The organism is Amycolatopsis sp. DG1A-15b (genome assembly GCF_030285645.1).
GTDB lineage: Bacteria > Actinomycetota > Actinomycetes > Mycobacteriales > Pseudonocardiaceae > Amycolatopsis.
Genome location: NZ_CP127296.1, coordinates 1,071,202 through 1,096,684, shown reverse-complemented (window position 1 = coordinate 1,096,684; position 25,483 = coordinate 1,071,202). Strand labels below are relative to the sequence as shown.

The 25,483-nt window shown below is 72.1% G+C and carries 22 protein-coding genes and 2 pseudogenes; 10 read left to right on the top strand and 14 right to left on the bottom strand.

The features are described 5' to 3' along the window. Nucleotides 1-661 precede the first annotated feature (661 nt). Both QRY02_RS05235 and QRY02_RS05230 read left to right on the top strand, forming a co-directional pair. Entirely contained in the window at nt 662-1,060 is a 399-nt protein-coding gene (locus QRY02_RS05235; RefSeq protein WP_285990351.1) for a histone-like nucleoid-structuring protein Lsr2, read from the top strand. A 221-nt stretch (nt 1,061-1,281) separates the two neighbouring features. Next, a complete protein-coding gene (locus QRY02_RS05230) occupies nt 1,282-2,679 on the top strand; it encodes an alpha/beta hydrolase (RefSeq protein ID WP_285990350.1) in 1,398 nt (465 codons plus the stop codon). A gap of 3 nt (nt 2,680-2,682) precedes the next feature. Here the strand turns inward: QRY02_RS05230 and QRY02_RS05225 are convergent, their stop codons facing one another. From QRY02_RS05225 to QRY02_RS05195, 7 genes and pseudogenes are all read right to left on the bottom strand, one after another. Then, nucleotides 2,683-4,311: an NAD-dependent malic enzyme gene (locus tag QRY02_RS05225; protein WP_285990349.1), complete on the bottom strand. Its 1,629-nt coding sequence runs from the start codon at nt 4,309-4,311 to the stop codon at nt 2,683-2,685. 72 nt (nt 4,312-4,383) lie between these two features. Further along, entirely contained in the window at nt 4,384-6,399 is a 2,016-nt protein-coding gene (locus QRY02_RS05220; RefSeq protein WP_285990348.1) for an AMP-binding protein, read from the bottom strand. A 219-nt stretch (nt 6,400-6,618) separates the two neighbouring features. Next, entirely contained in the window at nt 6,619-7,497 is an 879-nt protein-coding gene (locus QRY02_RS05215) for a substrate-binding domain-containing protein (protein ID WP_285990347.1), read from the bottom strand. A gap of 262 nt (nt 7,498-7,759) precedes the next feature. After that, nucleotides 7,760-8,782: a LacI family DNA-binding transcriptional regulator gene (locus QRY02_RS05210; protein ID WP_285990346.1), complete on the bottom strand. Its 1,023-nt coding sequence runs from the start codon at nt 8,780-8,782 to the stop codon at nt 7,760-7,762. A 324-nt stretch (nt 8,783-9,106) separates the two neighbouring features. Continuing rightward, on the bottom strand, nt 9,107-9,388 hold the full coding sequence (locus QRY02_RS05205; RefSeq protein ID WP_285990345.1) for a hypothetical protein: 282 nt from the start codon (nt 9,386-9,388) through the stop codon (nt 9,107-9,109). After that, a complete protein-coding gene (locus tag QRY02_RS05200; RefSeq protein ID WP_285990344.1) occupies nt 9,369-9,647 on the bottom strand; it encodes a helix-turn-helix domain-containing protein in 279 nt (92 codons plus the stop codon). The genes QRY02_RS05205 and QRY02_RS05200 overlap by 20 nt, the downstream gene beginning before the upstream one ends. Next, nucleotides 9,644-9,928: pseudogene (locus QRY02_RS05195) on the bottom strand (nuclear transport factor 2 family protein); the annotation flags it as partial. The gene QRY02_RS05200 and the pseudogene QRY02_RS05195, both read right to left, overlap by 4 nt. 156 nt (nt 9,929-10,084) lie before the next feature. Between QRY02_RS05195 and QRY02_RS05190 the strand changes: the two are divergent. Beyond that, a pseudogene (locus QRY02_RS05190) lies at nt 10,085-10,273 on the top strand (GntR family transcriptional regulator); the annotation flags it as partial. Between the two features lie 179 nt (nt 10,274-10,452). Then, nucleotides 10,453-10,845, top strand: coding sequence for a FadR/GntR family transcriptional regulator (locus QRY02_RS05185; RefSeq protein ID WP_353069509.1), 393 nt, complete (start codon nt 10,453-10,455; stop codon nt 10,843-10,845). A 40-nt stretch (nt 10,846-10,885) separates the two neighbouring features. Here QRY02_RS05185 and QRY02_RS05180 read toward each other — a convergent pair whose 3' ends face one another. The 7 genes from QRY02_RS05180 to QRY02_RS05150 are packed head-to-tail and all read right to left on the bottom strand — an operon-like array spanning nt 10,886 to nt 19,722. After that, entirely contained in the window at nt 10,886-13,141 is a 2,256-nt protein-coding gene (locus QRY02_RS05180; protein ID WP_285990343.1) for an alpha-L-fucosidase, read from the bottom strand. Nucleotides 13,142-13,167: 26 nt separating this feature from the next. Then, entirely contained in the window at nt 13,168-14,025 is an 858-nt protein-coding gene (locus tag QRY02_RS05175) for an aldo/keto reductase (protein ID WP_285990342.1), read from the bottom strand. Then, on the bottom strand, nt 14,025-15,050 hold the full coding sequence (locus QRY02_RS05170; RefSeq protein ID WP_285990341.1) for an ABC transporter permease: 1,026 nt from the start codon (nt 15,048-15,050) through the stop codon (nt 14,025-14,027). The genes QRY02_RS05175 and QRY02_RS05170 overlap by 1 nt, the downstream gene beginning before the upstream one ends. Continuing rightward, on the bottom strand, nt 15,043-16,542 hold the full coding sequence (locus QRY02_RS05165) for a sugar ABC transporter ATP-binding protein (protein WP_285990340.1): 1,500 nt from the start codon (nt 16,540-16,542) through the stop codon (nt 15,043-15,045). The genes QRY02_RS05170 and QRY02_RS05165 overlap by 8 nt, the downstream gene beginning before the upstream one ends. Nucleotides 16,543-16,565: 23 nt before the next feature. Next, a complete protein-coding gene (locus QRY02_RS05160) occupies nt 16,566-17,633 on the bottom strand; it encodes a sugar ABC transporter substrate-binding protein (RefSeq protein ID WP_285990339.1) in 1,068 nt (355 codons plus the stop codon). Further along, nucleotides 17,630-18,403 (bottom strand): SDR family NAD(P)-dependent oxidoreductase, encoded by a 774-nt coding sequence (locus QRY02_RS05155; RefSeq protein ID WP_285990338.1) that lies wholly within the window; start codon nt 18,401-18,403, stop codon nt 17,630-17,632. Before QRY02_RS05155 ends, QRY02_RS05160 begins: the two co-directional genes overlap by 4 nt. After that, nucleotides 18,400-19,722 (bottom strand): enolase C-terminal domain-like protein, encoded by a 1,323-nt coding sequence (locus QRY02_RS05150; protein ID WP_502874187.1) that lies wholly within the window; start codon nt 19,720-19,722, stop codon nt 18,400-18,402. Before QRY02_RS05150 ends, QRY02_RS05155 begins: the two co-directional genes overlap by 4 nt. Before the next feature lie 181 nt (nt 19,723-19,903). Between QRY02_RS05150 and QRY02_RS05145 the strand changes: the two genes are divergently transcribed. The 6 genes from QRY02_RS05145 to larE are packed head-to-tail and all read left to right on the top strand — an operon-like array spanning nt 19,904 to nt 25,469. Continuing rightward, nucleotides 19,904-20,755, top strand: coding sequence for a fumarylacetoacetate hydrolase family protein (locus QRY02_RS05145; RefSeq protein ID WP_285990336.1), 852 nt, complete (start codon nt 19,904-19,906; stop codon nt 20,753-20,755). Then, the gene (locus QRY02_RS05140) at nt 20,752-21,594 is read left to right on the top strand and encodes an amidohydrolase family protein (protein WP_285990335.1); all 843 of its coding nucleotides are present in this window, start codon (nt 20,752-20,754) and stop codon (nt 21,592-21,594) included. The genes QRY02_RS05145 and QRY02_RS05140 overlap by 4 nt, the downstream gene beginning before the upstream one ends. After that, complete coding sequence (gene larA, locus QRY02_RS05135) at nt 21,591-22,868, top strand: nickel-dependent lactate racemase (RefSeq protein ID WP_285990334.1); 1,278 nt, start codon at nt 21,591-21,593, stop codon at nt 22,866-22,868. Before QRY02_RS05140 ends, larA begins: the two co-directional genes overlap by 4 nt. Continuing rightward, entirely contained in the window at nt 22,865-23,536 is a 672-nt protein-coding gene (gene larB / locus QRY02_RS05130; protein WP_285990333.1) for a nickel pincer cofactor biosynthesis protein LarB, read from the top strand. The genes larA and larB overlap by 4 nt, the downstream gene beginning before the upstream one ends. Continuing rightward, the gene (gene larC, locus QRY02_RS05125; RefSeq protein ID WP_285990332.1) at nt 23,533-24,666 is read left to right on the top strand and encodes a nickel pincer cofactor biosynthesis protein LarC; all 1,134 of its coding nucleotides are present in this window, start codon (nt 23,533-23,535) and stop codon (nt 24,664-24,666) included. The genes larB and larC overlap by 4 nt, the downstream gene beginning before the upstream one ends. Then, entirely contained in the window at nt 24,666-25,469 is an 804-nt protein-coding gene (gene larE, locus QRY02_RS05120; RefSeq protein ID WP_285990331.1) for an ATP-dependent sacrificial sulfur transferase LarE, read from the top strand. The genes larC and larE overlap by 1 nt, the downstream gene beginning before the upstream one ends. The last annotated feature ends 14 nt before the right edge of the window (nt 25,470-25,483 follow it).

Below are 25,483 nucleotides of genomic sequence, written 5' to 3'. Positions count from 1 at the left end.
GCCGCGGCCACCGGCGCCCGACCCCGCGGAGCGAGCCGCAACCGCCGCGGCCCCGACCACCTCCGGCAGCGCGCACGGCCATCTCCCGCGAGCCGCGCCCCGCGCAGCCGACGCCGCACCTCCGACGGTGACCCCCACCCTGATCGGCGCCGGACCAGCACGGGCGGGCGCCGTCCGGCGGCAGCGGGCGCGCCGGCCAAGTCCGGTGAGCCGCCCCGGCCACCGCCTTTCCCGCCACCCGGGTTTCGAACCCACCCGACACCGGCGAGCATTTCGGGAACCCTTCGCCGGCCATCCGGGAAACCGCAGGAAGGCCGCGGGCGCCGTCCGCGGCTCGACCACGGGCCGTCCGGAAAGGACGTCCACAATAGATCGCCAGGAGACCTCCTCGCCGTCGCGGTGTGGCACCTGACCGGCCGGTAACCCGGCCGAAGTCGTTCTTCACCCATTGAGGCGACACCGGCGCATTTCCGGGCCGCGGCCGATCTTGCCCCGGGCCCCTGCTTCCTGCTCCGATGCGGGCAATTACGCCGAACGGACCCGCGCCGTTTCCCCGCGAGTTGAATTCCCTTTCGGGCCGGTTGTGGATACACTTCGCGGCGAACGCTGCGCATTGTGCTGTTCGCGTTCTCGAGCGCACATCCACCGGAGGAGTAGCCAAGTGGCCCAGAAAGTCTCCGTCGAGATCCTCGACGACATCGACGGCAGCACCGCCGCCCAGACCGTCCAGTTCAGCCTCGACGGCGTCACCTTCGAAATCGACCTTTCGGACCGGAACGCGACCGCCCTTCGCCACGAACTGGCCCGCTACATCGGCGCCGGCCGGCGCGTCGGCGGGCGCAAGGTGCGCGTGGCCACCGGCCAGTCGACCACCGCCTCCGATCGCGAGCGCAACCAGCGGATCCGGGCCTGGGCGAACGCGAACGGCTACGAGGTCTCCGAGCGGGGCCGCCTCTCCTCCGAAGTCGTCGCCGCCTACGAGCGGGTGCACGACGCCGACACGGAATCGTCAGTGCCGTCGCCACGAAAGCGCGCTCCGCGCAGGAAAGTCGCCGCCTGACTGCCGATTACCGCAGGTTTTGCCGCGCGGAAGACTGTTTCCCCGCCGAATCACCACGCACCCCGATGTCACCGATCATCCGCTGAAGAAGGAGCTCGGGGACGGCGGCCTGTGGTCGCGTGTGGACGTTCGTGGGCAGCAGCGCTTGATCGGCTCTTGTGGTCCAGACCCCGGCGCCCTACGGTCGACGGGGTCCGGGTCGTCGCGGGGAGGAGCCTCGGGTGCTGGGAACCGTTCTGGCGAGCGTACTTCTGCTGACCGGCGCCGCGCCGGCCGTGGCCGAGACCGGCTGGACGCCGGCCCCGATCGTCTGGACGGCGTGTCCGGATGACCCGGACAACCCCGCTCCGCCGGACGGCGAGTGCGGCACGGTCCGGGTGCCGCTGGACTGGAACTCCCCGAACGGGCCGACGATCACGCTCGCCGTGGCCCGGCACCGCGCCACGGATTCCGCACACCGCCTCGGCGTGTTGCTGGCCGATTTCGGCGGTCCCGGCTCGTCGAACGCGGAACTCGCCGTGACTCCGGGCGTGTTCAGCCCGGAGATGCAGGCCCGGTTCGACGTCGTGGGCTTCGACGTGCGCGGAACCGGCCGCAGCGCATTCATCGAATGCGGTGACACGGGCAGGCCGCCGGGCGACGAGCCCGTCGGCCCGGTCGAGTTCGCCGCGCTGCGGAAGTACCGCGAGCAGGCCGTTTCCACCTGCCGCGCCCGCAACCTCCCCGTCTTCGACCACGCCGATACCGGCGCCAACGCCCAGGACATGGACGCGGTCCGCCGCGCGCTGGGCGAAGCGCGGATCAGCTTCTTCGGCATCTCCTACGGCACGCTGCTCGGCCAGCAGTACGCCGAACAGCACGGGGACCGGGTGCGGGCGATGGTGCTCGACAGCTCCATCGACCACAGCGCCGGCATCGAGCGGTTCCTCGGCGACCGGGCCGCCGCCGCGGACGACGCGTTCCGCCAGTTCGCCGCGTGGTGCGACCGGACCACGACCTGCGCGTTGCACGGCCAGGACGTCTACGCCGTCTGGCAGAAAGCTCTCGCGGTGACCGCCGCGACGCCGCCGGCGCAGAGCGAGCTGCGCGACCGGGTGCTGAAGGACATGTACCGCCCGGTGTGGGACGACCTGGGCCAGGCGATCGCCGACGCCGCGGCGGGCAGGCCGCCGATGACCGCCCAGTTCTCCTACAACTACGACTCGATCCGCCTGGCCGTCGTCTGCCAGGACTTCGACCTGCGGATCCGGAGTTTCGCACAGTACTCGGTGCTGCACGCCGGAGAGTTGCGCCGCGGCCCGGTCATGCGCGGCAGCACGTTGGGCCACGGCGAAGCGATGGCGTGCCTGGGCGTCCAGGGCCCGCCGGCCAACCCGCCGCACCGGCTGAGCATCCCGCGAGCGCCGCGAATCCTGCTGCTCAATTCCCGCCACGACCCGGCGACCCCGTACGCCTGGGCCCTCGCCATCCACCGCCAAGCCCCGGCGAACACGACGTTGCTGACGTACGAGGGCTCCGGCCACGGGGTCTTCGAGAAGAACGCCTGCACCCGGTCGGCCGTGGACCGCTACCTGCTGGCACTGGCGGCCCCCGAGCACGACGTCAGCTGCCCGGCCTGACCGCTAACGGTATTCGGGAGTCCACCGGGTCTGCCGCACCGCCTTCGCGACTTCGTCCTCGCTCTTCTCCGGTGCGACGCCGTCCTGAACAGCCTGGACGGCGACGGCGGTCGCGATGCGGGTCGCGATCTCCGGGACGTCGTCCCACGCGGGCAGCAGCGGCTCGTCCGGGTCGGTCAGCGCCGGGGACGCCTCGCCCAGCGTCCTGGCCGCCACCCGCATCATCTCGTCGGTGACCCGGGTGGCGCCCACGGCCGTCACCGCCAGGCCCACCGCGGGGAAGATGTAGACGTTGTTGCACTGCGCGACCCGGCGTTTCCGGCCGTGCCGCTCCACCGGCGCGAAGGGGGAGCCGGTGGCGACCAGGGCGCGGCCGTCGGTCCATTCGTCGAGCTCGCGCGGGTGCGCCTCGGCGCGGCTGGTGGGGTTCGAGAGCGGGAAGATGATCGGCCGGTCGGTCTTGCCCGCCATTTCGCGCACGATGTCCTCGGTGAAGGCGCCGGCCGCCGTGGACAGGCCGAGGAGCACCCCGGCGTCGACGTGGTGGACGACGTCGGCCAGCCCGGTGCCCTCCCAGTCCCGGACGCGCTTCGCCCGTTGCGCGAACCGGCGCTGCCCGGCCGAAAGTCCCGCCCGGTCGTCGGTGAGCAGCCCGTCGATGTCGACGACCCAGATCCGGTCCGCGGCCTCGGCGTCGGAAAGCCCCTGCACCACCATCTCCCGGTGGATCATCTCCAGCACGCCGATGCCGGCCGAGCCGGCGCCGAGCATGACGACCTGCTGCTGCGACAGCGGGCGTCCCGCCGTCTCGGCCGCGCCGTGCAGTGCGCCGAGCGTGACCGCGGCGGTGCCCTGGATGTCGTCGTTGAAGGTGAGCATCCGGTCGCGGTAGCGCTCGAGGATCGGCAGGGCGTGCGAAGTCGCGAAGTCCTCCCATTGCAGCAGCACGTCCGGCAGTTCCTCGCGCACCACCGTGACGAACTCGTCGACGAAGGCGTAGTACTCGTCGTCATCGATGCGGCGGTGGCGCCACCCGAGGTAGTTCGGATCCTCGAGCCGTTCGACGTTGTCCGTGCCGACGTCCAGCACGACCGGCAGCGTGCGGGCCGGGTCGATGCCGCCGATCAGCGTGTACAGCGAGAGCTTGCCGATCGGGATGCCCATCCCGCCGATCCCCTGGTCGCCCAGGCCGAGGATGCGCTGCCCGTCGGTGACGACGATGACGTCGACGTCCGCGTTCGGGCGGTTCCGGAGTACTTCCCGCAGCCGTCCCCGGTCGGGGTAGGAGACGAACAGGCCACGCGGGCGGCGGTAGATGTCGCTGAACCGTTCGCACGCCTCGCCGACCGTGGGCGTGTAGACGATCGGCAGCATTTCTTCGACGTGCTCGGCGAGGAGCCGGTAGAACAGCGTTTCGTTGCGGTCCTGCAGGGCCCGCAGGTAGATGTGCTTGTCCAGGTCGTCCCGGCGCCGGGAGAACTCCTGGTAGGTGTGGGCGACCTGGTCCTCGAGCGACTTCACCGCGTACGGCAGGAGGCCGAGCAGACCCAGGTCATGACGTTCTTCCCGGCTGAACGCCGTCCCTTTCGTCGTCAACGCGTCGAACAGCCTGCTCTGTCCTTTGTGTACCATCAGCTCCTCCGCGGGCCGGGTGCCGTCGTCCACTCACGACACTGCCACAGGAGCCGCGGAGGGGCAGGCCGGTCACCAGCGGTAGTTGCGGCGCAGGGCCCGCTTCACGACCTTGCCCGTCGCGTTGCGCGGCAGCTCGTCGACGAACACGACATCCCGCGGCACCGCGAAGCGCGCGAGACGTTCACGCACGTGGGACCGCACCGTGTCCGCGTCCAGCCGAGCGCCCGGCACCAGCACGAGGTAGGCCGCCAGGCGCTGGCCGTACTTGGGGTCGCGGACGCCGACGACCGCCGCTTCGCGGACCTCCGGCAAGGTGAGCAGGACTTCCTCCACCGGGGCCGGGGCCACGTTCTCGCCGCCGGACACGATCATCTCGTCCTCGCGGCCCTGGACGAACAACAGGCCGTTCGCGTCGACGTACCCGCGGTCGCCGGTGTCCATCAGGCCGTCGCGGACGTCGAGCTGCTCACCCTCGGTGTACCCGTCGAACAGCAGGCGGTTGCCGACGTAGAGCCGGCCGGTCGCGCCGGGTGGCACCGGGGTGCCCGCGCGGTCCAGGACGCGGATCGCCGTGCCGATCGGCGGACGGCCCGCCGTGCCGCGGGCCGCGCGGAGGTCGCGTGGCCCGGCGATCGCCGCCCACGACACCTCCGTCGAGCCGTACAGGTTGTAGAGGATGTCGCCGAAGGCGTCCATGAACTCCTCACCCAGCCGGCCCGGCAGTCCCGCGCCGGAACTGGCCACCACGCGCAGCGAGGACAGGTCGTAGCGGGCCCGGGTCTGCTCCGGCAGGTCCAGCAGCCGCTGCAGCATCGTCGGCACCGCGAACAACGCCGTGCACCGCTGCCGTTCGATCATCGACAGCGTCGCTTCCGGGTCGAAGCGGCGGGGCAGCACCAGCCCCGCCCGCAGCGCCATGCCGAGCTGGAGCGCGGCCAGGCCCCAGGTGTGGAACAACGGGGCCGCGACCAGGATCGGTTCGCCGGAGCGCAGCGGGATCTCCGACAGCACCGCGGCGGCGTCCGCGACGCTGTGCGGGGTTGGCCGGCGGGCGCCCTTCGGCGGGCCGGACGTGCCCGAGGTGAGCACGACGAGCCGGCCGGGCTTGCCCGGCGGGGCGATCCGGGCGGGCGACTGCGCCTCGATCAGTTCTTCGATGGTCGGACCGTGCCACCCGTCGCCGGGCGGCCACGTCCACAGCTGCGGGATCTCGGGCGGCAGCTGCTCGCGCAGGGCGGCGAACTCGGCGTCGGCGAGCACGAGCTGGGAGCCGTGCCGCAGGGCGAACTCGGCGGCCTGGCCCAGGGCCAGCCCGGTGTTCATCAGGGCCACGTCCGCGCCCAGCTTGCTGCAGGCGATCATCGCCTCGACCATCGCGTTGTGGTTGCGGCACATCAGCAGGACCCGCGACCCCTCGCCGATGTCGTAGCGCTTCAGCACCGCGGCCAGCCGGGTGGTGCGGTCGTCGACTTCGCCGAAGGTCCGCTCGGACCGCTCGTCGCACAGGGCGAGCGACTCCGGCGTGCGGCGCGCCACCGCCTCGTAGCCGCCGGCCAGGGTCGAGCCCCAGCGGCCCACCGACCTCAGCTGCCGCAGCGTTCCGGTGGGCTGGGCCGGGGTGAGGACCCCGGCCTTGACCAGGATCCGCGCGAACTCGCGCTTCGACGGGCGGGGCGGCAGCGAGTCCGCCGCGGGGACGCCGCCGAGGTGGTCGCTGATCGCCGCGACCGCGTCCAGGATCCGCTGGCGGATCCGCGGGGCCGTCGGCGAGCGGCCGTCGAGCAGCGTGAGCAGGAACGTGATCGCGCAGCCTTCGGGCGTCGGACGCAGCACGACCGACATCCGGTGCTGCCGGCCGGACCAGGCCAGGTGCTCGCCCCGGCGGTGGACGAAGATTTCGGCCTCGCCCTCGCCGCCGGCGCGGTACCGGTAGCGGGCGCCCCGGCCGGTCGCTTCGGAAACCGGCTCGCACGAAGTGATCCCGCGGACGAACCGCGGGTAGAGGTGCGGGCTGCCCACGATCGTCCACACCGCCGCGGGCGGGTGCGGCACGGTGACGGTGATCTCGATGAGTTCCGGTTCCATCAGGACGCAACGGGAGGTTTCGCCGGCACGGTGGTCATGACTCGGCTCTCTCCCTTTGTCGGTCCGGGGGTTCGGCCTTTCGGCCGGTAAGCCGAGCATCCGTTTGCGCCGGCCGCCGTGTCAACACGCGGTCGCACGATTCGATGTATTCAATCGCGAAGAGCGAGCAAGAACCAGCGAACCGCGAAACTCTTCACACCTTCCTCACGCCGGTGCGGATCACCACGGCGGCGGGCCGGTGCTGCTCCGGACCACCAGCGACACCGGCACCCGTTCGAGCGTGGCCGCCCGCACCCCGGACCGGATCTCGCCGAGCAGGGTCCGCACCACCTGGTCGCCCAGTTCGGCGAACGGCTGGCTGATCGTGGTCAGCGGTGGCCAGAAACTGGCCGCCTCCGCCATGTCGTCGAACCCGACGACGCTGACTTCGCCCGGCACCGAACGACCGGATTCGTGCAGTGCGCGCAGCAGGCCCAGCGCCATCTGGTCGTTCGCCGCGAACACCGCCGTCACCGCGGGGTCGTGCGCCAGCACCCGGCCGAGCGTGTAGCCGGATCCGGCCGTCCAGTCCCCCACCACCGGCAACGGGACCCGCCGGTCGAACCGCGTCAGCGTCCGCCGCCAGGCCCGTTCCCGGTGCTCGGCCGCGAACGAATCCGAGGGCCCCGCGATGTGCCAGACGGTCTCGTGGCCGAGCTTGAGCAGGTGCTCGGTCGCCAGCACCGCGCCCTGCGTTTGATCGGCGTCGACCGTCGCATATCCGGCACGCGCGTTCGAATCGACGACCACCACCGGGACGGCTTGCGGGAAAACGATTCCCGGCCAATCCAGGGCGTATTCCTCGACGAGGACGACGAGGCCGTCGACGTCGTGCGTCCCCAGTTCCCGGAACGCGTCGGTCACCGCGTCGCGGGTCGGTTTGCCCACGGACATCAATTTGATCGCGTACCCCTCGGCCGCGGCCGCCTGCGCGACGGCGTCGAGCGTCCGGCTGTTGCCGAGCGTGGCCAGCGTCGAGGTGAGCACGCCGATCGAACGCCCCGGGTCCGGCAGCACGACCGCGGTGCCACCGAGGTGCCCTCTGGTCTGCTCTCGCACGCTGCCCACCCTCATCGGTAACCCCCGCGAAGACTTCGCGTCACATGGAGGTCACCACAGTCACCGGCAATGTTCACCTTGACGTCGGCAACACGACCGTTCGCGACGCTCGTCAGCCACCCGCCATCCGCCGGTGGAAGCGGCCCCCACCTGGGGACCCGCCTTCCCGGACGGCCTCGCCGGGCGACGATACCCGCGGCCGGTTCGTGAACAAGGTCACTAAGCGCCCGCTCAGGGCCGGCGCCCGGCTGCCGCCGCGACCTCACGCCGATTCCCGGACCACCAGCGTCGTGCCGAGCACCACGCGGCGCGGCCGCTCGGCCGTTCCGTCGATCACCGCGAGCAGCTCGGCCGCCGACCGGCCGCCGAGCTGCTCGACCGGCTGGCTCACCGTCGTCAGGGGCGGGTCGGTGGTGCGCGAGATCGGCGAGTTGTCGAAGCCGATGACCGCGACGTCGTCGGGGACCCGGCGCCCGGCGCGGCGCAGGGCGCGCAGCACGCCCAACGCCATCACGTCCGACGCGACGAACACCGCGTCCAGGTCCGGCCTCCGGTCGAGCAGCCGCCGCATCGCGTGCTCGCCGGATGCCTGGCCGAAGTCGCCGTGGGCCACCGATCCCGGGTCGACGACGCCCGGGCCGCCGATCGCGGCGACGTAGCCGGCGAGCCGGTCCCGGCCCGGCGCCATGTCCTTCGGGCCGGCGACCGTCGTGATCCGCCGCCGCCCGGCGGCCTGGAGGTGCCGGACGGCCGCCACGGCGCCCCCGCGGTTGTCCACGTCCACGTAGGTGTACCGGGTGGGGTCGGGGGCCATCGGCCGGCCGGCGCTGACGATGGGGAGCTCCGCCTGGGACAACGCCATGGTGCACCGCGCGTGCGTGCTCACGAAGAGGGCTCCGTCGACGTGCCCGCCGCCCAGGTACCGGAAGGTGGTGGCCTGGGCCGCCACCTGCATCATCAGCACCACGACCTGCACGCCCGCCGCGGTGAACTCGCGGTGGATACCCCCCATGATGCGGCCGAAGAACGGGTCGGAGAACAGCCGCAGGCTGTCCTCGCACAGCACGACGGCGACCGTGCCCGTCCGCTGTCCGTCGCCCGCCCGCGCCGCCCGCTGCCGGACGTAGCCGAGGGCGCGCACGGCCTGTTCGACCTGACGCCGGGTCCGGTCGCGCACCTTGGGGAATCCGTTGAGCACCCGCGACGCCGTCGCCGGCGAGACACCGGCGGCCCGGGCCACATCGGCCAGGGTCGGCCGCGGATCGGAAAGGTCGAGAACGGTCATGGTCACCTCCGTGGGGACAGCACGCACCGGGAATGGTGTTAGCGCTAACACTTCAGGGAAGAGCGCGCCGGACCGCCGATCGGCCGTCGACGGCCGCGGCGTCCACCACGGCTAAGGGGGATCGGCGCGAAGGGCGCCGGGATACCGGTTCTCGGTCACGTCCGCACATCCTTGGGCGAGAGTGGTTCGAACGGGTGAGCCGCGGCCGCCGTCACCCACCGGTGATCTTTTGACCGCTTGCTCGGCAGCATTGATGCTGGAACCCGGCGCCCCGATGTGTCAACCGGAGGGACGAAAGTGCCCGAAAAGTCGTGACCGGCGCCGTCACGAGTCGCCGGCCGGGCCGGCCAGGTCGAGGATCCACGCGCTCCAAGCCGTGTCGGCGCGCTGCCCGGGCAGCTCGAGCGCGGTCGACACCGTCTGGACGAGGCCCGTGGCGAAGAACGTCCGCGCCAGCAACGCGTCCGCACCCGTCAACCCGGCGATCGAGTCCATCAGGGCGAGGTGCCGCCGGCGGACCGCCTCGCGGACCGGCTCGTCCGCCGCCGCCGCGTAGCCCTGCAGCACCACCAGGCCGACCGTCGGATCACTCTGCAGGAGCCGCACATAGGCGACGCCCAGCGCGGCCAGCTTCGGCTCGGCGCCCGCGAACGCCGCTTCGATGCGGTCGCACGACTTCGAGGAACAGCTTCCGCTCGGAGCCGAACATCTGCACGATCCGCGGGTGCGAGATGCCGGCCCGGGCGGCGATGGCCTCCAGCCGGGTGCCCGCCAGCCCGTTCGCGGCGAACTCGGCGTCGGCCGCTTCGATGATCCCCGCCCGGCGCGCCGCGGCGGGCAGGCGGGCCGGACCCGCGTCGTTCACCGCTCCCCCGCGCCACCGCCGAGCTGGCTGAGCACGAACTTGTTGTCGTACAGGCAGCGGTACGCGTGGATCAGCCCGTCTTCGCCCAGTTCCAGCCGGTCGTCGCCGTGGAACTCGACCCGGCTGCCGGTCTTGGCGGACGTACCGGTGAAGCGCCAGGCGACGAGCACGGCGCGGCGGCTCACTTCGGTGTAGAGCCCTGTGCGCGTGAACGAGTAGTCGGGGTAGGCGCGCGCCATGTGCGTCACGAACTCACGGATCGACCCGGGCCCGTGCCTCGGCCACGTCGGGGGCGAATGTCGTCGTCATGCTTTCTAACTTACAAGTAAGTAAGAAATGTTCCAGACATCACATGTCTCAAGGAGGACCTTTCGTCGAAACTGGTGAATCACCCAAACTCATGCGACACCGGCGACTCCTTTGTGGGTATACATCATATGAATGCTAGGGTGGTTCTTCAGGTGAGCTGTCCGAGGAGGACCATGGCGAGGTCGTTGACCGACGAAGCGATCGACCGGATCCGGGAGTTCGTCCGGTCCGGCCGGTTTCCGGCGGGCTCCAAGCTGCCCCCCGAGCACGAACTGGCCACCGAGCTGGGGATCTCCCGCAGTCCCACGCGGGAAGCCGTCAAGGCGCTCGCGCTGGCCAGGGTGCTCGAAGTCCGCCGCGGCGACGGCACGTACGTCACCAGTCTCGCGCCGAGCCTGCTCCTGGAAGGCCTCGGCAACGCCGTGGCGCTCATGCAGGGCGGCAGCGTTCTCGAACTGACCGAAGTGCGCCGGCTCCTCGAGCCGCGGCGACCGGCCTGGCCGCCACCCGGATCACCGACGCGCAGCTGCGCGCGGTCGGCGAGCTGCTCGACGCGATGCACGATGCGGTCGAGGACGTCGAACGCCTCACCGTGCTCGACGCCGCCTTCCACCGGGCGGTCGTCACCGCGACGGGCAACGAGACCCTCACCGCGTTGCTGGACGGCATCTCCTCGCGCACCCTGCGCGCGCGGGTCTGGCGCGGCACCGTCGACCGCGGCGTCACGCACGTGACGCTGTCGCAGCACAAGGCCATCTACGACGCACTCGCCGACCGTGACCCGGCGGTGGCCACCGCGGCCGCGCTGATGCACGTCGACACGTCCGAACGCTGGCTGCGCGCGCACCTGGCCGACATCCGGGAACTCGACGGCCGGCTCGAGCTCTGAGCGCCGTGACCGGAGACCGGTCACGGCGTCCAGGAGCACCTCAAACAACGGAGAACAGCCACCGGAGGTTGGGGCTGCCGTCGTCGGACCACACCTTGAGCGGGGAGCCCGATGGCACGATCCCGCCGCCGTCGAGGACCAGCCCGCTCGCCCGGTTCGCGATCACGCAGACACCGTCCCCGGTGTCGGTGATCGACCACTGCTGGCTCACCGCGCCGGTGTAGCCGGACTGCACGGGGCTGCCGCCCGCGGTGGTGGCGCCCGCACCGTCGATCACCAGGCCGCTGGTGCGGTTGGTCAGCTTGACGAACCCGTCGGCCGCGTCCTCGATGCCGAACTGGAGGTTGGTGCTGTCGTCCGGGGTCCAGACCTTCAGCTTGCTGCCCGCCACGACCGCGCCGCCACCGTCCACGGCGAGGCCGCTGGTGACGTTGACGATGCGGAACCACCGGGCGGGGTCGAACGTCACGCGCATCGAGACGATGGCGGACGCCCGCACGTCCGGCGTGGCCACGAGGAATCGGCTCGGAGTTCCGGTGAAGTCGTCGGCCGGGTAGCCGAGAGCCTGGTAGCCGTCCCCGGGCCAGATCGCGGAAACCGGCTTCGGCAGGACGGCCTTCAGCTGCGCCGCGGTGTAGCTGCCGACTCCCAGCGCCGCACTCGCCCCGCTGTAGCGACGCTCGGCGAACACCTTCGCGCCGGTCGCCGGTCCCACGACCGGGATCCTGTTCGCGAAGGTCAGCTTGAGCACGTAGGCAGGTGATTCGTACGGCTTCGCCGCCGGCAGCGTGACGTGCAGCGCGCTCGCGTCCTGGGTGTACTTCAGCGCGCCGGGAGCACCGAGCAGTTGGACGCGCCGCAGGCTGCTGAGGTCGATCCGCTTGCCGGACAGCGTGGTGAGCTCCGCCGTGGCCCCGGGCCAGGCCAGCACGGTCGCGTAGAGCACGCGGCCGGCCTTGTCGCGGGTGAACCGGAAGTCCTTGGCGGTGCCCACCTTCGGCGAGACGAACGAGCCGCCGCCCATCTTGGTCGGGCCCTCGCCGTAGACGTCCCAGGCGCGCGTGGCGTAGATCGACTCGCCGACGCGGCCGAGGTAGGTGCCGAAGTCGGCGAGCACGGCGCGCTGCTCGGCCGGGATCGTGCCTTCCACCGTCGGGGAAATGTTGAGCAGCATGGTGCCGCCCTTGCTGACCCGGTCGATCAGCGCGTGGATCATCTGCGTGCTCGAGTAGTAGCCGATGCCCCGGGTGTAGCTCCAGCTGCTACTGCTGATCGCGTCGTCGGTCAGCCAGTACGGCGTGACGATGTCGGCCGGCCCGCCACGCTCGTAGTCCGCCACCTCGCCGGCGGTGGTGAACCCCTGGTCGAAGTGCTTGAAGGTGGCGACGACGTCCTTGCCCCACTTCTGCGCCTGGTTGTAGTAGTAGGCCAGGAATTCGAGGCGCTGCCGCTCCCCCACCGCGCACGGGCCGCTGTTGATGCAGTAGCCCGGCGAGTTCAGCGAAAAGTCCTGCCAGAGGACGTCGGGCTTCGCGCGGTCGATCACCTCCTTGAGCTTGGCCAGCCAGAGCTCGTCCTCTTCGCTGCGCGGCAGCTGGCCGTACAGCTTGCGCAGGCTCGGGGTGGGCTGCGGCGGGGCGAAGTCGTAGAAACCGTTGTAGTTGAACGCGTGGTGCATCGCGACCAGCAGCTTCAGGCCCTGCCCGCGGATGGCCTTGCCGAACAGGTCCAGCAGGTTCAGGTGCGGCCCGCGCGCCACCGAGTTCCACTCGTTGACCTTGCTGTCCCACATCGAATACCCGTCGTGGTGCTCGGCGACCGGGCCGGCGAACTTCGCCCCGGACGCCTTGACCACCCGCGCCCACTCCTCCGGGTCGAACCGCCCGCCCCGGGAAACCGGCTTCGGCGCGAACTGCACGTGGTTCCCCGCCACGTCGGTGCCGCCGTCGATGAACCGGTCGTAGCCCCACACCGCCGGGTCGCCGTAGGTCGCCTTGTGGTGCTTGTTCTCGCCGCTGTCCGGGATGTACATGTTCCGGCCGTACCACTCGCTGCCGAACTCCGGGGTGGTGAAGGCGCCCCAGTGCCAGTAGATGCCGAACTTGGCGTCCTGGAACCACGCCGGCGCGGGCGGGTGCCGGTCGACCGACGGCCAGGTGGGCTGGTACGGCCCGCCCGGCGTGGCGGCGGCCGCCGGGCCGGCCAGCGCGGGTGGCACGGCCGCGGCGGCGAGCCCGGCGGCCGCGAGGGCGCCGAACTGCCGTCGGGAGAACGGGTTCTGGGCAGGGGGCGTCATCGCACTCTCCAGAGGGTGATGGGGAGCTAGCAGGAAACCAATCGCCGCAGCAGATCCGGCGGCACCTCGCGGCGGAAAGAGCCCAGGTTCTCCCGCAGCTGTCCGGCGCTCGTGGCACCGACCAGGACCGAGGTCACCGCGGGATGCGCGGCGGCGAACGCGAGCGCGCACGCGGCCAGGTCGTACCCCGCCGAGGCGGCGACCTCGCGCATGCGCTGCGCGCGGGCCAGCAGGTCCGCCGGCGCCGGGGCGTAGTCGAACCAGGCGCCGGGCTTGGGATCGATGAGCAGGCCGGAGTTGAACACCCCGCCGAGCACCACGTCGACCCCGCGCTCGCCGCAGAGGTCGAGCAGCTGCGCACCGCTGCGGTCGAGCAGGGTGTACCGGCCGGCGAGCAGGACGACGTCGACGTCGAGCCGCTCGACGAACCGGGCGGGCATCTCCCACTGGTTCATCCCGACGCCGATCGCGGACACCACGCCTTCGTCGCGCAGCCGGCACAGTTCCGGCCACGCCTCGGCGGCGGCCGCCTCCTCGTGGTCGTCCGGGTCGTGCAGGTACGCGATGTCGACGCGGTCGAGGCCCAGGCGGTCGAGACTGCCCTCGAGCCCCCGGCGGACGGCGTCCGCGGAGAAGTCGAAGACGCAGCCGTCGCCGGTCAGCGTCCGGCCCACCTTCGTCGACACCGCGAACGAACCCGCGGGCAGCCGGGCCAGCGCCCGGCCGAGCCGGCGCTCGGCCAGCCCGAAGCCGTAGTAGGGCGCGGTGTCGAAGTACCGCACCCCGGCGCCGGCCGCCGCGGCGACGACCTCCGCGGCGGCCTCGTCGTCGATCTCCCCGAAGACGTCGCCCAGGCCGGCGGTGCCCAGGCCGAGATCCGCCATCAGGTCTGCCGCTTGCCGCTGGTGATCCGGGACATCACCAGCGCGATGAGGATGATCGCGCCGTTGAGCGCGCCGATCCACTGGGCGGGCACCCCGGCCAGGGTCAGCACGTTCTGGATCATGTACAGCAGCAGGATGCCGGTGAAGGCGCCGAAGAGCGTGCCCCGGCCGCCGTTCAGGCTCACCCCGCCGATCACGGCGGCGGCGAACACCGTGAAGATGTAGCCGTTGCCCTGCGCCGCGGCCACCGAGGCGAGCCGTCCCGAAAGCAGCAGCCCGCCGAGCGCGGCCAGGACACTGGCCCCGATCAGCACGATCCACACGATGCGGTCGGTCCGGATGCCCGCGGCCTTCGCCGCGTCCTCGTTCCCGCCGATCGCATACAGGCTGCGGCCGAACCGGGTGTAGCCGAGCAGCACGATCCCGCCGGCGAACAACAGCACGCAGATCCAGATCGACGCCGGGATCCCGGCCCACAACGTCGTGCCGAGGTAGAGCACCGAATCGGGCAGGCCGAAGAAGGTCTGGCCGCCGGAGATCCCGGTCAGCAGGCCGCGCAGCACGATCAGCATGCCGAGGGTGACGACGAACCCGCTCAATCCGAACCGGACGATCAGCAGGGCGTTGAGCGCCCCCACCACCACGCCGACCAGGAGCACCACCGGCACCGCCGCCCACGACGGCAGCAGCCCGAGCGAATGGCCGCCGCCGATCGTCAGCCACGCCGCGACACCCGGCGCGAGGCCGAAGGTCGATTCCAGCGAGAGGTCCATCTTGCCGACGACCAGGACCATCGTCTGGGCGAGCACCAGCAGGGCGATCTCCGACATGGTCTGCAGGATGTTGATCACGTTGTCGTACTGGAGGAACACCGGGTTGACCAGCTGGCCGACGACGGCGATCGCGATGATCCCGGGCACCAGTGCGAAGTCGCGCAGGCGGGCGAAGGCGATGCGCCGGGGCGGTGGCGTGGCGCCGGGTTCCGTCCGCGGCGGGACGTCCACCGCGGCAGGGCTTTCAGGCATCGAGGTCGACTCCTTCCATGGCGGCCACGACCTCGCGGTCCTGCCAGCCGGCGGGGATTTCGGTGGTGAGCCGGCCGTGGACCACGACCAGCAGCCGGTCGCACAGGCGCAGGTCGTCCAGTTCGTCCGAGGCGATCAGCACCGCGGTGCCCGCCGCGGCGGCCTCCGCGACCTTGCCCTGGAGGAACTCCTTCGAGCGCACGTCGACCCCGGCGGTGGGGGTGATCAGCACGAGCAGGCGGGGGGCGCCGGCCAGGGCCCGGGCCATGACGACCTTCTGCTGGTTGCCGCCGGACAGCGCGGACACCGGCAGTTCCGGCCCGGGGGTCTTCACCGCCAGCCGCGTGATCAGCTGCCCGGCGAGCCGGTCGCGCAGGGCCGACCGGACGAAGATGCCGGGGCCGAGCCGGTCCATGACGCTCATCGTGGAGTTGTCCGCGACGGACATCTCCGGCACGAAACCCTGGTGGTGGCGGTCCTCCGGGACGAAACCCACCCCCGCGGCCAGCGCGGCCGGAACGTCGCCGGGCCGGGGCCGCCGGTCCCCGACGAAGACCGTGCCGGAGGTGGGTTTGCGCAGCCCGGCCAACGCCTCGGCGAGCTCGGTCTTGCCGCTGCCGCCCGACCCGGCCAGCCCGACGATCTCCCCCGGCGCGACGTCGAACGACACGTCCGCGAAGTACGGGGCGAGGCTGAGGTCGTCCACGCGCAGCACGGGTTCGAGGCCGTGCCGGGCCGAGGACGTCCGCTCCTGCACCGTGACGGCGTTCTCACCGGTCATCGCGGCCACGAGATCGGCCTTCGGCAGCTCGGCGACCGGCGAGGTGAGGACGTGGCGGGCGTCCCGGTACACCGTCACCGTGTCGCAGATTTCGTACACCTCCTGCAGGTGGTGGCTGATGAACAGGAACGTGACGCCCTGCCGCTGCAGCTCGGCGATGTGGCCGAAGAGCCGCGTGATCGCGGCCCCGTCGAGCTGCGCGGTCGGTTCGTCGAGGATGACGAACCGGGCGCCGAACGACAGGGCCCGCGCGATCTCGACGAACTGCCGCTGCTCCACGCTCAGCTCCCGGGCCGGCCGGTGCACGTCGACGTCCACCGACCAGCGCTCGAGCAGTTCGGTGGCCGAGCGGCGCAGCGCGGCCCAGCGGACGAACCCGCCGCGGGTCTCCTGCCGGTTGAGGAACAGGTTCTCCGCCACCGACAGCTCGGGGATGATCGTCGACCGCTGGTACACGCAGGCCACCCGGGCCCGCCAGGCGTCCCGGTCGGCCGGCGCCGGAGCCGGTTCCCCGTTCAGCCGCACGGTTCCGGCGTCCGGCTCGATCAGTCCGGTGAGGACGGACACCAGGGTCGACTTGCCCGCCCCGTTGCGGCCGACGAGTGCGTGCGTCTGTCCGGGTAGGACGGTCAGGTCGGCTTCGTCCAGCGCGACCGTGGCGCCGTAGCGCTTGACCACCTGACGGGCCTCGACGACCGGCACGGTGTTCATGTTCGGTTCCTCTCCGGAGCACATCAGCTCTTGCTGTTGCCCCACAGGGACTGGTCGTCGACCTTGACGCTGCTCACCGGCCCGAACGTGGCGCCGTCCGCGGTGACCAGCGGCGCGGCCAGCTGGTCCTCCATCAGGCCGTCGCGGATCTGGAGGATGGTGCTGTCGTGGTCGGTCTTGCCCGGGGCGGGCGTCTTGCCGGCGATCGCGTCCTTGACGTACTGCAGGGCGTACTTGGCGAACAGGTCCGCGGGCTGGGACACGGTCGCGTCCATCTCGCCGGCCCGGATCTTGGCGAGTTCCTCGGGGATGCCGTCGTTGGACACGACGAACACGTGCTTCGGGTCGCTCGCCGGGACCGCCAGGCCGCGCTGCTTGAGCAGCTGCAGCGTGCCGGACAGGGCGAAGCTGGACTGCATGTAGACGCCCTTGATGTCCGGGTTCGCCGTCAGCCGGGTCTGCAGCTTCTGGGCGGCGGTGTTGGCCTCCCAGTTGGTGGCCTCGCCGAAGACCGTGATGCCCGGGAAGTTCTTCTTCATGCAGTCGTTGAAGGCTTCGGTGCGGTCCCGGCCGTTGATCGACGCCAGGTCGCCCTGCAGCATGACGACCTTGCCCTGGCCGCCGAGCTTGGTGCCGAGGAACTGGCACGCCTTCTCGCCGTAGGCGCGGTTGTCGGCCCGCACGACCATGTAGACGTTGCCCTGGTCGGGGCGGGTGTCGACGGACACGACCGGGATCTTCTTGCCCGCGAGCTGCTGCAGCGTCGGGATGATCGCCGCGGTGTCCTGCGGTGCCATCACCACGCCCTTGACGCCCTGGCTGATCATCGTCTGCACGTTGGCCGTCAGGTTGGCGACGTCGTTCTGCGAGTTCGTGGTCTTGAGGTCGAGGCCGAACTGGCCGGCGAACTGGGGCACGTACTTGATGTAGGCGTTCCAGAAGTCGGTGTCCGAGCGCGGGTAGTCGACCCCCACGACGGTTTTGCCGCCCGGAGCGGCGGTCGAGCCGCCGCCACTGCAGCCGGCCAGTGCGGCCGCGGTCAGGACACCGGCTGTGACGACAGCGGCGGCGCGCAGGTGCTGGAACTTCATGACCTCTCCTCGTTGACAGGTTTCGGGCGGAGCCGCAGGCCGGACATACCGCCGTCCACGGCGAGATCGGTGCCGGTGGTGGCGCCGGAGTCCGGGCCGGCCAGGTAGCAGATCGCCGCGGCGACCTCGTCGGCGGTGACGAGCCGCCCGGTGGGCTGGCGTGCGGCGAGCGCAGCCAGCTCGGCTTCGGGATCGTCGGCCGTGGCCAGCAGCCGGTCGATCCACGGGGTGTGCGCGGTGCCGGGATTCACGCAGCACACGCGGATCCCCTCGGCCAGGTGGTCGGCGGCCATCGCGCGGGTGAGCGCGAGGACCGCGCCCTTCGTGGCGCTGTAGAGCGCTCGTTGCGGCAGCCCGGCGGTCGCCGCGATCGAGCAGGTGTTCACGATCGCCGCCGCGGGCGACTCCCGCAGGTGCGGCAGGGCCGCGCGGGTCACCCGCACCATCCCCACGACGTTGACGTCGAACACGCGGTGCCACTCCGCGTCGTCGTTGTCCTCGACCGTTCCCTGTGCCCCGATCCCCGCGTTGTTGACCAGGACGTCCAAGCCACCGAGGTGATCCACCGCGGCGGCGACCGCGGCCCGCACCGAACCGTCGTCCGAGACGTCGGCCCGCACGCCGGTCAAGGGTTCCTCGGCCGTTTCGTTCAGGTCGAGGCAGACCACCCGGGCGCCCCGCCGGGACAGCATCCGCGCGGTGGCGAGCCCGATCCCGGAGGCGCCGCCCGTCACGACGGCCCGGAAGCCGTCGAACTCCCCGCCGGTCACGCGACCACCACCGCCTCCGGCTGCCAGACCGGGCCGTCGGGGAACCGGTACTGCGCCACGGATTCCGGGTGCAGCCGCGCCCCGAGCCCCGGCTCGGTCGGGGCCAGGTAGCGGCCCCGCTCGATCCGCACCGGGTCGACGAAGTGCTCGTGCAGGTGGTCCACGTATTCGATGACCCGGTCCTGCTGGCTGCCGCTCACCGCGACGAAGTCGAACATCGACAGGTGCTGCACCATCTCGCACAGCCCGACCCCGCCGGCGTGCGGGCACACCGGGACGCCGAACTTGGCGGCCAGCAACAGGATCGCGATGTTCTCGGTCACCCCGGCGACCCGGCTCGCGTCGAGCTGGAGGACGTCGATCGCCTGCGCCTGCAGCAGTTGCTTGAACATCACCGCGTTGTGGGTGTGCTCGCCGGTGGCCACCTTGATCGGCGCGACCGCCCGGCGGATCGCGGCGTGGCCGAGCACGTCGTCGGGCGAGGTGGGCTCCTCGATCCAGTACGGGTCGAACTCCGCGAGCGGGCGCAGCCATTCGATGGCCTGCCCGACACCCCAGGCCTGGTTGGCGTCGATGGCGATCCGGATGTCCGGCCCGACGACGTCCCGCGCGAGCCGCAGCCGGCGGACGTCTTCGTCGAGGTCGGCGCCGACCTTGAGCTTGATCTGGGTGAACCCGTCCTCGACCGCCTCCTTCGCGAGCGCCGCCAGCTTCTCCGGCGAGTACCCGAGCCAGCCGGGAGTCGTGGTGTAGGCGGGAAAACCGGATTCCAGCAGTTCGGCCTGGCGTCCCGCGCGGCCCGGTTCGGCGCGGCGGAGGATGTCGAGGGCTTCGTCGCGGGTCAGCGCGTCCTGCAGGTACCGGAAGTCGACCAGGTCGACCAGGTCCTCCGGCGGCATTTCGGCCAGCAGCCGCCAGACCGGCTTGCCTTCGCGGCGGGCCCGCAGGTCCCACGCCGCGTTGACGATCGCGGCGGCGGCCATGTGGATCGCGCCCTTGTCCGGGCCCAGCCACCGGAGCTGGCTGTCGCCGGTCAGCCGGCGGGAAAAGGCGCCGAGGTCGTCGAGCGCGTCGGCCACCGGCATCCCGACGACCAGCGGAACGAGGGCCCGGACGGCGGCGACCTCGACGTCGTTGCCGCGGCCCACGGTGAAGGCGAGCCCGTAGCCCTCCTCCCCGGCGCTCGTGCGGATGGTCACGTACGCCGCCGAATAGTCGGGTTCCGGGTTCATCGCGTCCGACCCGTCCAGGCTCAGCGAAGTCGGGAAGCGCACGTCCACGGCGTCGATGGCGCTGATCACTTCGGCCAACGGGGCCACCTCTCATTCGGCGCAGACAACATATGTATGGCTACGCGCCGCCTCATGGATTGTCCAGACTTGGTCCGTAACACGGCAATAACTTGCACTTATAGTGATTGATCACTACTGCTCGTGGTTTAACGTATGATGACTGCGCTGGCCTTTGAAAGAGACATCATATGTCTGCTACGGTCCCGCCATGCGCTTCCAACGCCTCGGCGACCGCGGCCAGGAGATCCCCGTCGTCCTCGACGAAACCGGTGCGGCGCGGGACCTGCGGTCGCTGACCCCGGACGTCGACGGTGCTTTCTTCGCCGCCGACGGCGTCGCGCGGGCCCGGACGGCGCTGCGCGAGGGCACCCTTCCCGTCCTGGATGCCGCCGGCTTGCGCGTCGGCGCCCCGGTGGCCCGGCCCGGCCTGCTCGCCTGCATCGGGCTGAACTACTCCGACCACGCCGCGGAAACCGGTGCCGAGCCGCCCGCGGAGCCGGTGGTGTTCCTCAAGGCCACCAACACGATCGTCGGCCCGGACGACACCGTGCTCATCCCGCGGACCAGTACCCGGACCGACTACGAGGTCGAACTCGCCGTGGTGCTCGGCGGGCGGGCGCGGTACCTCGCGACGCCGGAGGACGCCGACGCGGTCATCGCCGGGTACGCCGTCTCGGACGACGTCAGCGAGCGCGACTTCCAGCACGAACGCGGGGGCCAGTGGACCAAGGGCAAGTCCTGCGAAACGTTCAACCCGCTCGGGCCGTGGCTGGTCACCCCGGACGAGGCCGGCGACCCGCAGGACCTCCGCCTGCGGCTGGCCGTCAACGGGCAGCCCCGGCAGGACGGCACCACCCGGAACATGCTCTTCGGCGTCCGGCACATCGTCTGGTACCTCAGCCAGTTCATGGTGCTCGAGCCGGGCGACGTCGTGAACACCGGTACGCCGGCGGGCGTCGCGTTCGGCGCCAACGACTTCCCCTATCTGTCCGAAGGGGACGAAGTGACCGTGGACATCGACGGCCTCGGCCGCCAGCACCACCGGATCGGCCGGGCGTGACCGGCCGGCGCGTCGACGCGCACCACCACCTGTGGCAAACCTCCGTCCGCCGCCACGCGTGGCTGGACGGCGTCGAAACCGCGGCGATCCGGCGCGACTTCACTCCGGCCGACCTGCGGGCGGCCGCGGCGGGGGTCGACGCGACGGTGCTCGTGCAGGTCCTGCCGGACCTCGAGGAGTCGGTCGAGTTCCTGGCGACCGCGGCCGCGGAGCCGCTCATCGCCGGAGTGGTCGGCTGGATCGACCTCACCGGCTCACCGTCGGCGGACCTCGACCGGCTGCGGTCGGCGCCGGGCGGCGAACTGCTGGCCGGCATCCGCCACCTCGTCCAGGCCGAGCCCGACCCGCGCTGGCTGGAACGCGAAGACGTGCTGGCCGGGCTCGCGGCGGTGCGCGACGCCGGACTGGTGTACGACCTGCTCGTGCTGCCGCACCAGCTCCCGGCGGCCACCGCGGCGGTCCGGGCGCTGCCGGACCTCACGTTCGTCCTGGACCACCTCGCGAAACCTCCGATCGCCTCCGGACAGCTGGAGCCCTGGGCCACCGCACTGGCCACCCTGGCCCGGGAACCCAACGTCGTCGCCAAGCTTTCCGGTCTGGTGACGGAAGCGGGCCGGCCTTGGCGGGTCGAGGATCTGCGGCCCTACGCGGAAACCGCGCTCACCGCCTTCGGGCCGGACCGGCTGATGCTCGGCTCCGACTGGCCGGTGTGCCTGCTCGCGGGGACCTACGCGGAAGTCATGGCCGCCGCCGACAGCCTCCTGGAAGACCTGACGCCGCCCGAACGCGACGCCGTCCGCGGCGGGACCGCGACCCGCGTCTACGGGCTGGCGCCATGACGGCCCGGACGGTCCGGCTCGCCTACGGCGACACCGGCCTCGACCTCACCATCGACCCGGCGGTCACCACCGTCGTGACGCCCGTGCACCGCCCGGTCACCGAGGCCGCGGACGTGCTGCTGCGCCGGGCTTTGCGGGAACCGGTCGCCGGGCCACCGCTGCGCGAGCGGGTGCGGCCGGGGCAGACCGTCGCGATCTCGGCGTGCGACGGAACCCGGCCGCAGCCGCGCGAACTGATGATCCCGGCGATCGTCGCCGAACTGGACGGCATCGTCCGCCTCGAAGACGTCGTCATCCTCGTGGCCACCGGCACCCACCGTGGCAACACCGGCGCCGAGCTGCGCGCGATGTTCGGCGACGAGGTCGCCGACACCGTCCGGATCGTGAACCACGACGCCCGCGACCGCGCGAGCCTGACCTGGCTGGGACGCCACGGCGACGACGTCCCGGTGTGGCTGAACAGCGAGTGGGTGGCCGCCGACGTGCGGATCACCACCGGGTTCGTCGAACCGCACTTCTTCGCGGGCTTTTCGGGCGGCCCCAAGCTCGTCGCGCCCGGGCTGGCGGCCCTGGACACCGTGCTGGTGCTGCACGACGCCCGCCGGATCGGGCACCGGAACGCCACCTGGGGGATCACCGAAGGCAATCCCGTGCACGACGACGTCCGCGCGATCGCCGCGGCCACCGGCGTCACCTTCGCCCTCGACGTCATCCTCAACCGCGACAAGGCCGTCATCGGGGCCTTCGGCGGCGACCTCCTGGACATGCACGCGGCCGCGGCCCACGCCGCCCGCGACGTCGCCATGCGGCCGGTGCCCGCGCCGTTCGACGTCGTGGTGACCACCAACTCCGGCTACCCGCTGGACCAGAACCTCTACCAGTCGGTCAAGGGGATGTCGGCGGCGCACCGGATCACCAAGCCGGGCGGGACGATCGTGTGCGCCGCGGAGTGCCGGGACGGGTTCCCCGACCACGGCTCCTACCGGGAAGTCCTCGCGTCCGCGGATTCCCCGGCGGCCCTGCTCGCGGAGATCGCGGCCCGCCCGGTGACCGTGCCCGACCAGTGGCAGGTCCAGATCCAGGCGAAGATCCAGGACGACTGCCGGGTCGTGATGCACACCGGCACGCTGACCGAAGCCGACCTCGCGACGGCCCACCTGACCCGGACCACCGACATCGCGGCCACCGTGGCCGAGGCCCTCGACCGGGCCGGGCTGGGCGCACGGGCCTGCGTGCTCCCCGACGGTCCCCTGACGATCCCGTACGTGGCATGAGCACCGCCGATCTCGGTTTCGCGCGCGTCGACCTGGACCGCGAACACCGCCAGGGACTCCCGGAAGTCGTTTACGGGCCGGGGAAAACCCCGGCGCAGATCGCCGCCATCGCGCGGACCTTGCTCGCCCACAACACCGGGCCGGTGCTGGTCACCCGGGTCGAAGCCGAGCCGGCTCGTGCCGTGCTGGCCGAGGTCCCCGGCGGCCGCTACGCCCCCGGCGCGCGGCTCCTGGTCTGGCGCCCGGCCGAAGCGACCGCCTTCACGGTCGCGGTGGCCGCGGCCGGGACGTCCGACGGCCCGGTCGCCGAGGAGGCCGCGGAAGTCGCCGCGGCCATCGGCCTCTCGGTCGCCGCGGTCACCGACGTGGGCGTGGCGGGGCTCCACCGCCTGCTGGCCGAGCGGGACCGGCTGTGCGAGGCCGACGCGGTCATCGTCGTCGCGGGCATGGAGGGCGCGCTGGCCTCGGCCGTCGGCGGCCTGGTGGCCTGCCCGGTGATCGCCGTCCCCACCTCCACCGGCTACGGCGCGGGCCTCGAAGGGATCACCGCGCTGCTCGCGATGCACGCCTCCTGCGCGGCGGGCATCACCGTCGTCAACATCGACTCCGGGTTCGGCGCGGCCATGGCCGCCTTCCGGCTCGCCCAGGTCCTGCGGAGGTCACGGTGACGATCTGCGTCATCACGCCGTTCACCGGCCTGGCCGGGGACATGCTGCTGGCCGCCCTGGTCGACGCCGGCGCGCCGCCGGAGCGCGTCCGGTCCGCCGTCGCCGCCAGCGGGCTGACCGGGTGGGACCTGCGCGTGGAGTCCCTCCTCACCCACGGGCTGACGGCGGCCCGCGCGCACGTGGACGTCACGGACGAAGCCACCAGCCGTCCCGCGGCCGAGCTGATCGCCATGGCCGGGCGGGTGCGGCCCGCGCCGGTCGCGGACCGGGCGGTCGCCGCGCTCCGCGCGATCGCCGAGGCGGAAGGCCGGCTGCACGGGGAAGCACCCGAGCGCGTCCACCTCCACGAACTCGGCGGGCACGACACGCTCGTCGACGTCATCGGCGTCTGCGCCGCGCTGGACGCCCTGGAGGTGTCCACTGTGTACTGCGGCGCGCTCCCCCTCGGCACCGGCACCGTCCGCACCGCGCACGGCGTCCTCCCCTGTCCCGCCCCCGCGACCGCCGCGCTGCTGAAGGGCGCGCGGACGGTCGGGAGCGACCTGGCCGGCGAGACGGTCACCCCCACCGCGGCCGCGCTGCTGAAGGCCACCGGCGCCCGGTTCGAGCCGCCACCGGAGTTCCGCCTGCTGGCCACCGGCTACGGCGCCGGCACCCGGACGCTGGCGGACCGGCCGAACGTCGCGGTCGTGCACCTCGGCGAGCCGGTGCACGCCGGGCACCGCACCCTGGTGGTGCTGGAGACGAACCTCGACGACGTCACCGGCGAAGTCCTCGGGCACGTCGTCGCCGAACTGCTGGCGGCCGGCGCGCTCGACGCGTGGATCAGCCCGGTGACGATGAAGAAGGGCCGGCCGGCCCACGTCCTGCACGTGCTCGCCGAGCCGGAGCACGCTGCCCGGCTCGGGGCCCTCGTCCTCGCCGAAACCGGCAGCCTCGGCTTCCGCGAGTACCCGGTCCGCCGCACCGCACTGGAACGGGAGACCGAAACGGTCGACGTCCTCGGGATGCCGGTGCGGCGCAAGCGCGGGCCGCACGGGACGAAACCCGAGCACGACGACGTCGTGGCCGCCGCGCGCGAGCTCGGCCTGCCGGCACGCGTCGTCGCGACGATCGCCGCGGGGCGCTGATGGACGAAACGCGGCTCGTCACCCACCTCGCCGGCCTCGGCCGGCTCGCGGTGGCGTTCTCCGGCGGCACCGACTCGGCGCTGGTGCTCGCGGCCGCCGTCCGCGCCCTCGGCCCGGCGGACGTGCTCGCGGTGACGGCGAACTCGGCCAGCCTCGCCGCGGTGGAACTGGCCGGCGCGCGGAAGATCGCGGCCGAGCTCGGGGTCCGCCACCTCACGCCGTCGACCGGCGAGCTGGCCGAGCCCGGCTACGCGGCCAACGGGCGCCGGCGCTGTTACTTCTGCAAGACCACGGTGCTCACGGCGATCGCCGGAGTGGCCGCCGCCCACGGGTTCCCGGCGCTGGCCACCGGCACGAACGCCGACGACGCCGTCGACCCGTTCCGGCCGGGCATCCGCGCGGGGGACGAACTCGGCGTGCACACGCCGCTGCGGACGCTGGGCCTGTCCAAAGAGGACGTGCGGGCCATCGCCCGGCGCTGGGGGCTGGCCTGGGCGGACAAACCGGCCGCGCCCTGCCTGGCGAGCCGGGTCCGGTACGGCATCCCGATCACCACGGCCACGCTGGCCCGGATCGAACAGGCCGAATCGGTGGTGCGCGCGTTCCTGGACGACCACGGCCGGCGCTACCACGACGTGCGGGTCCGCGACCTCGGTGGCACGGCGCGGATCGAGCTCGATGCCGCCGTGGCCGCCGAAGTGCACGACGATCCACGGCTGCTCGAGGCCGTGCGGGCGCTCGGGTTCGCCGACGCCGCTGTCTCGTCCTTCCGCTCCGGCGCCCTCAACCACGAACCGGGCTGACCTCCCGGACGCGG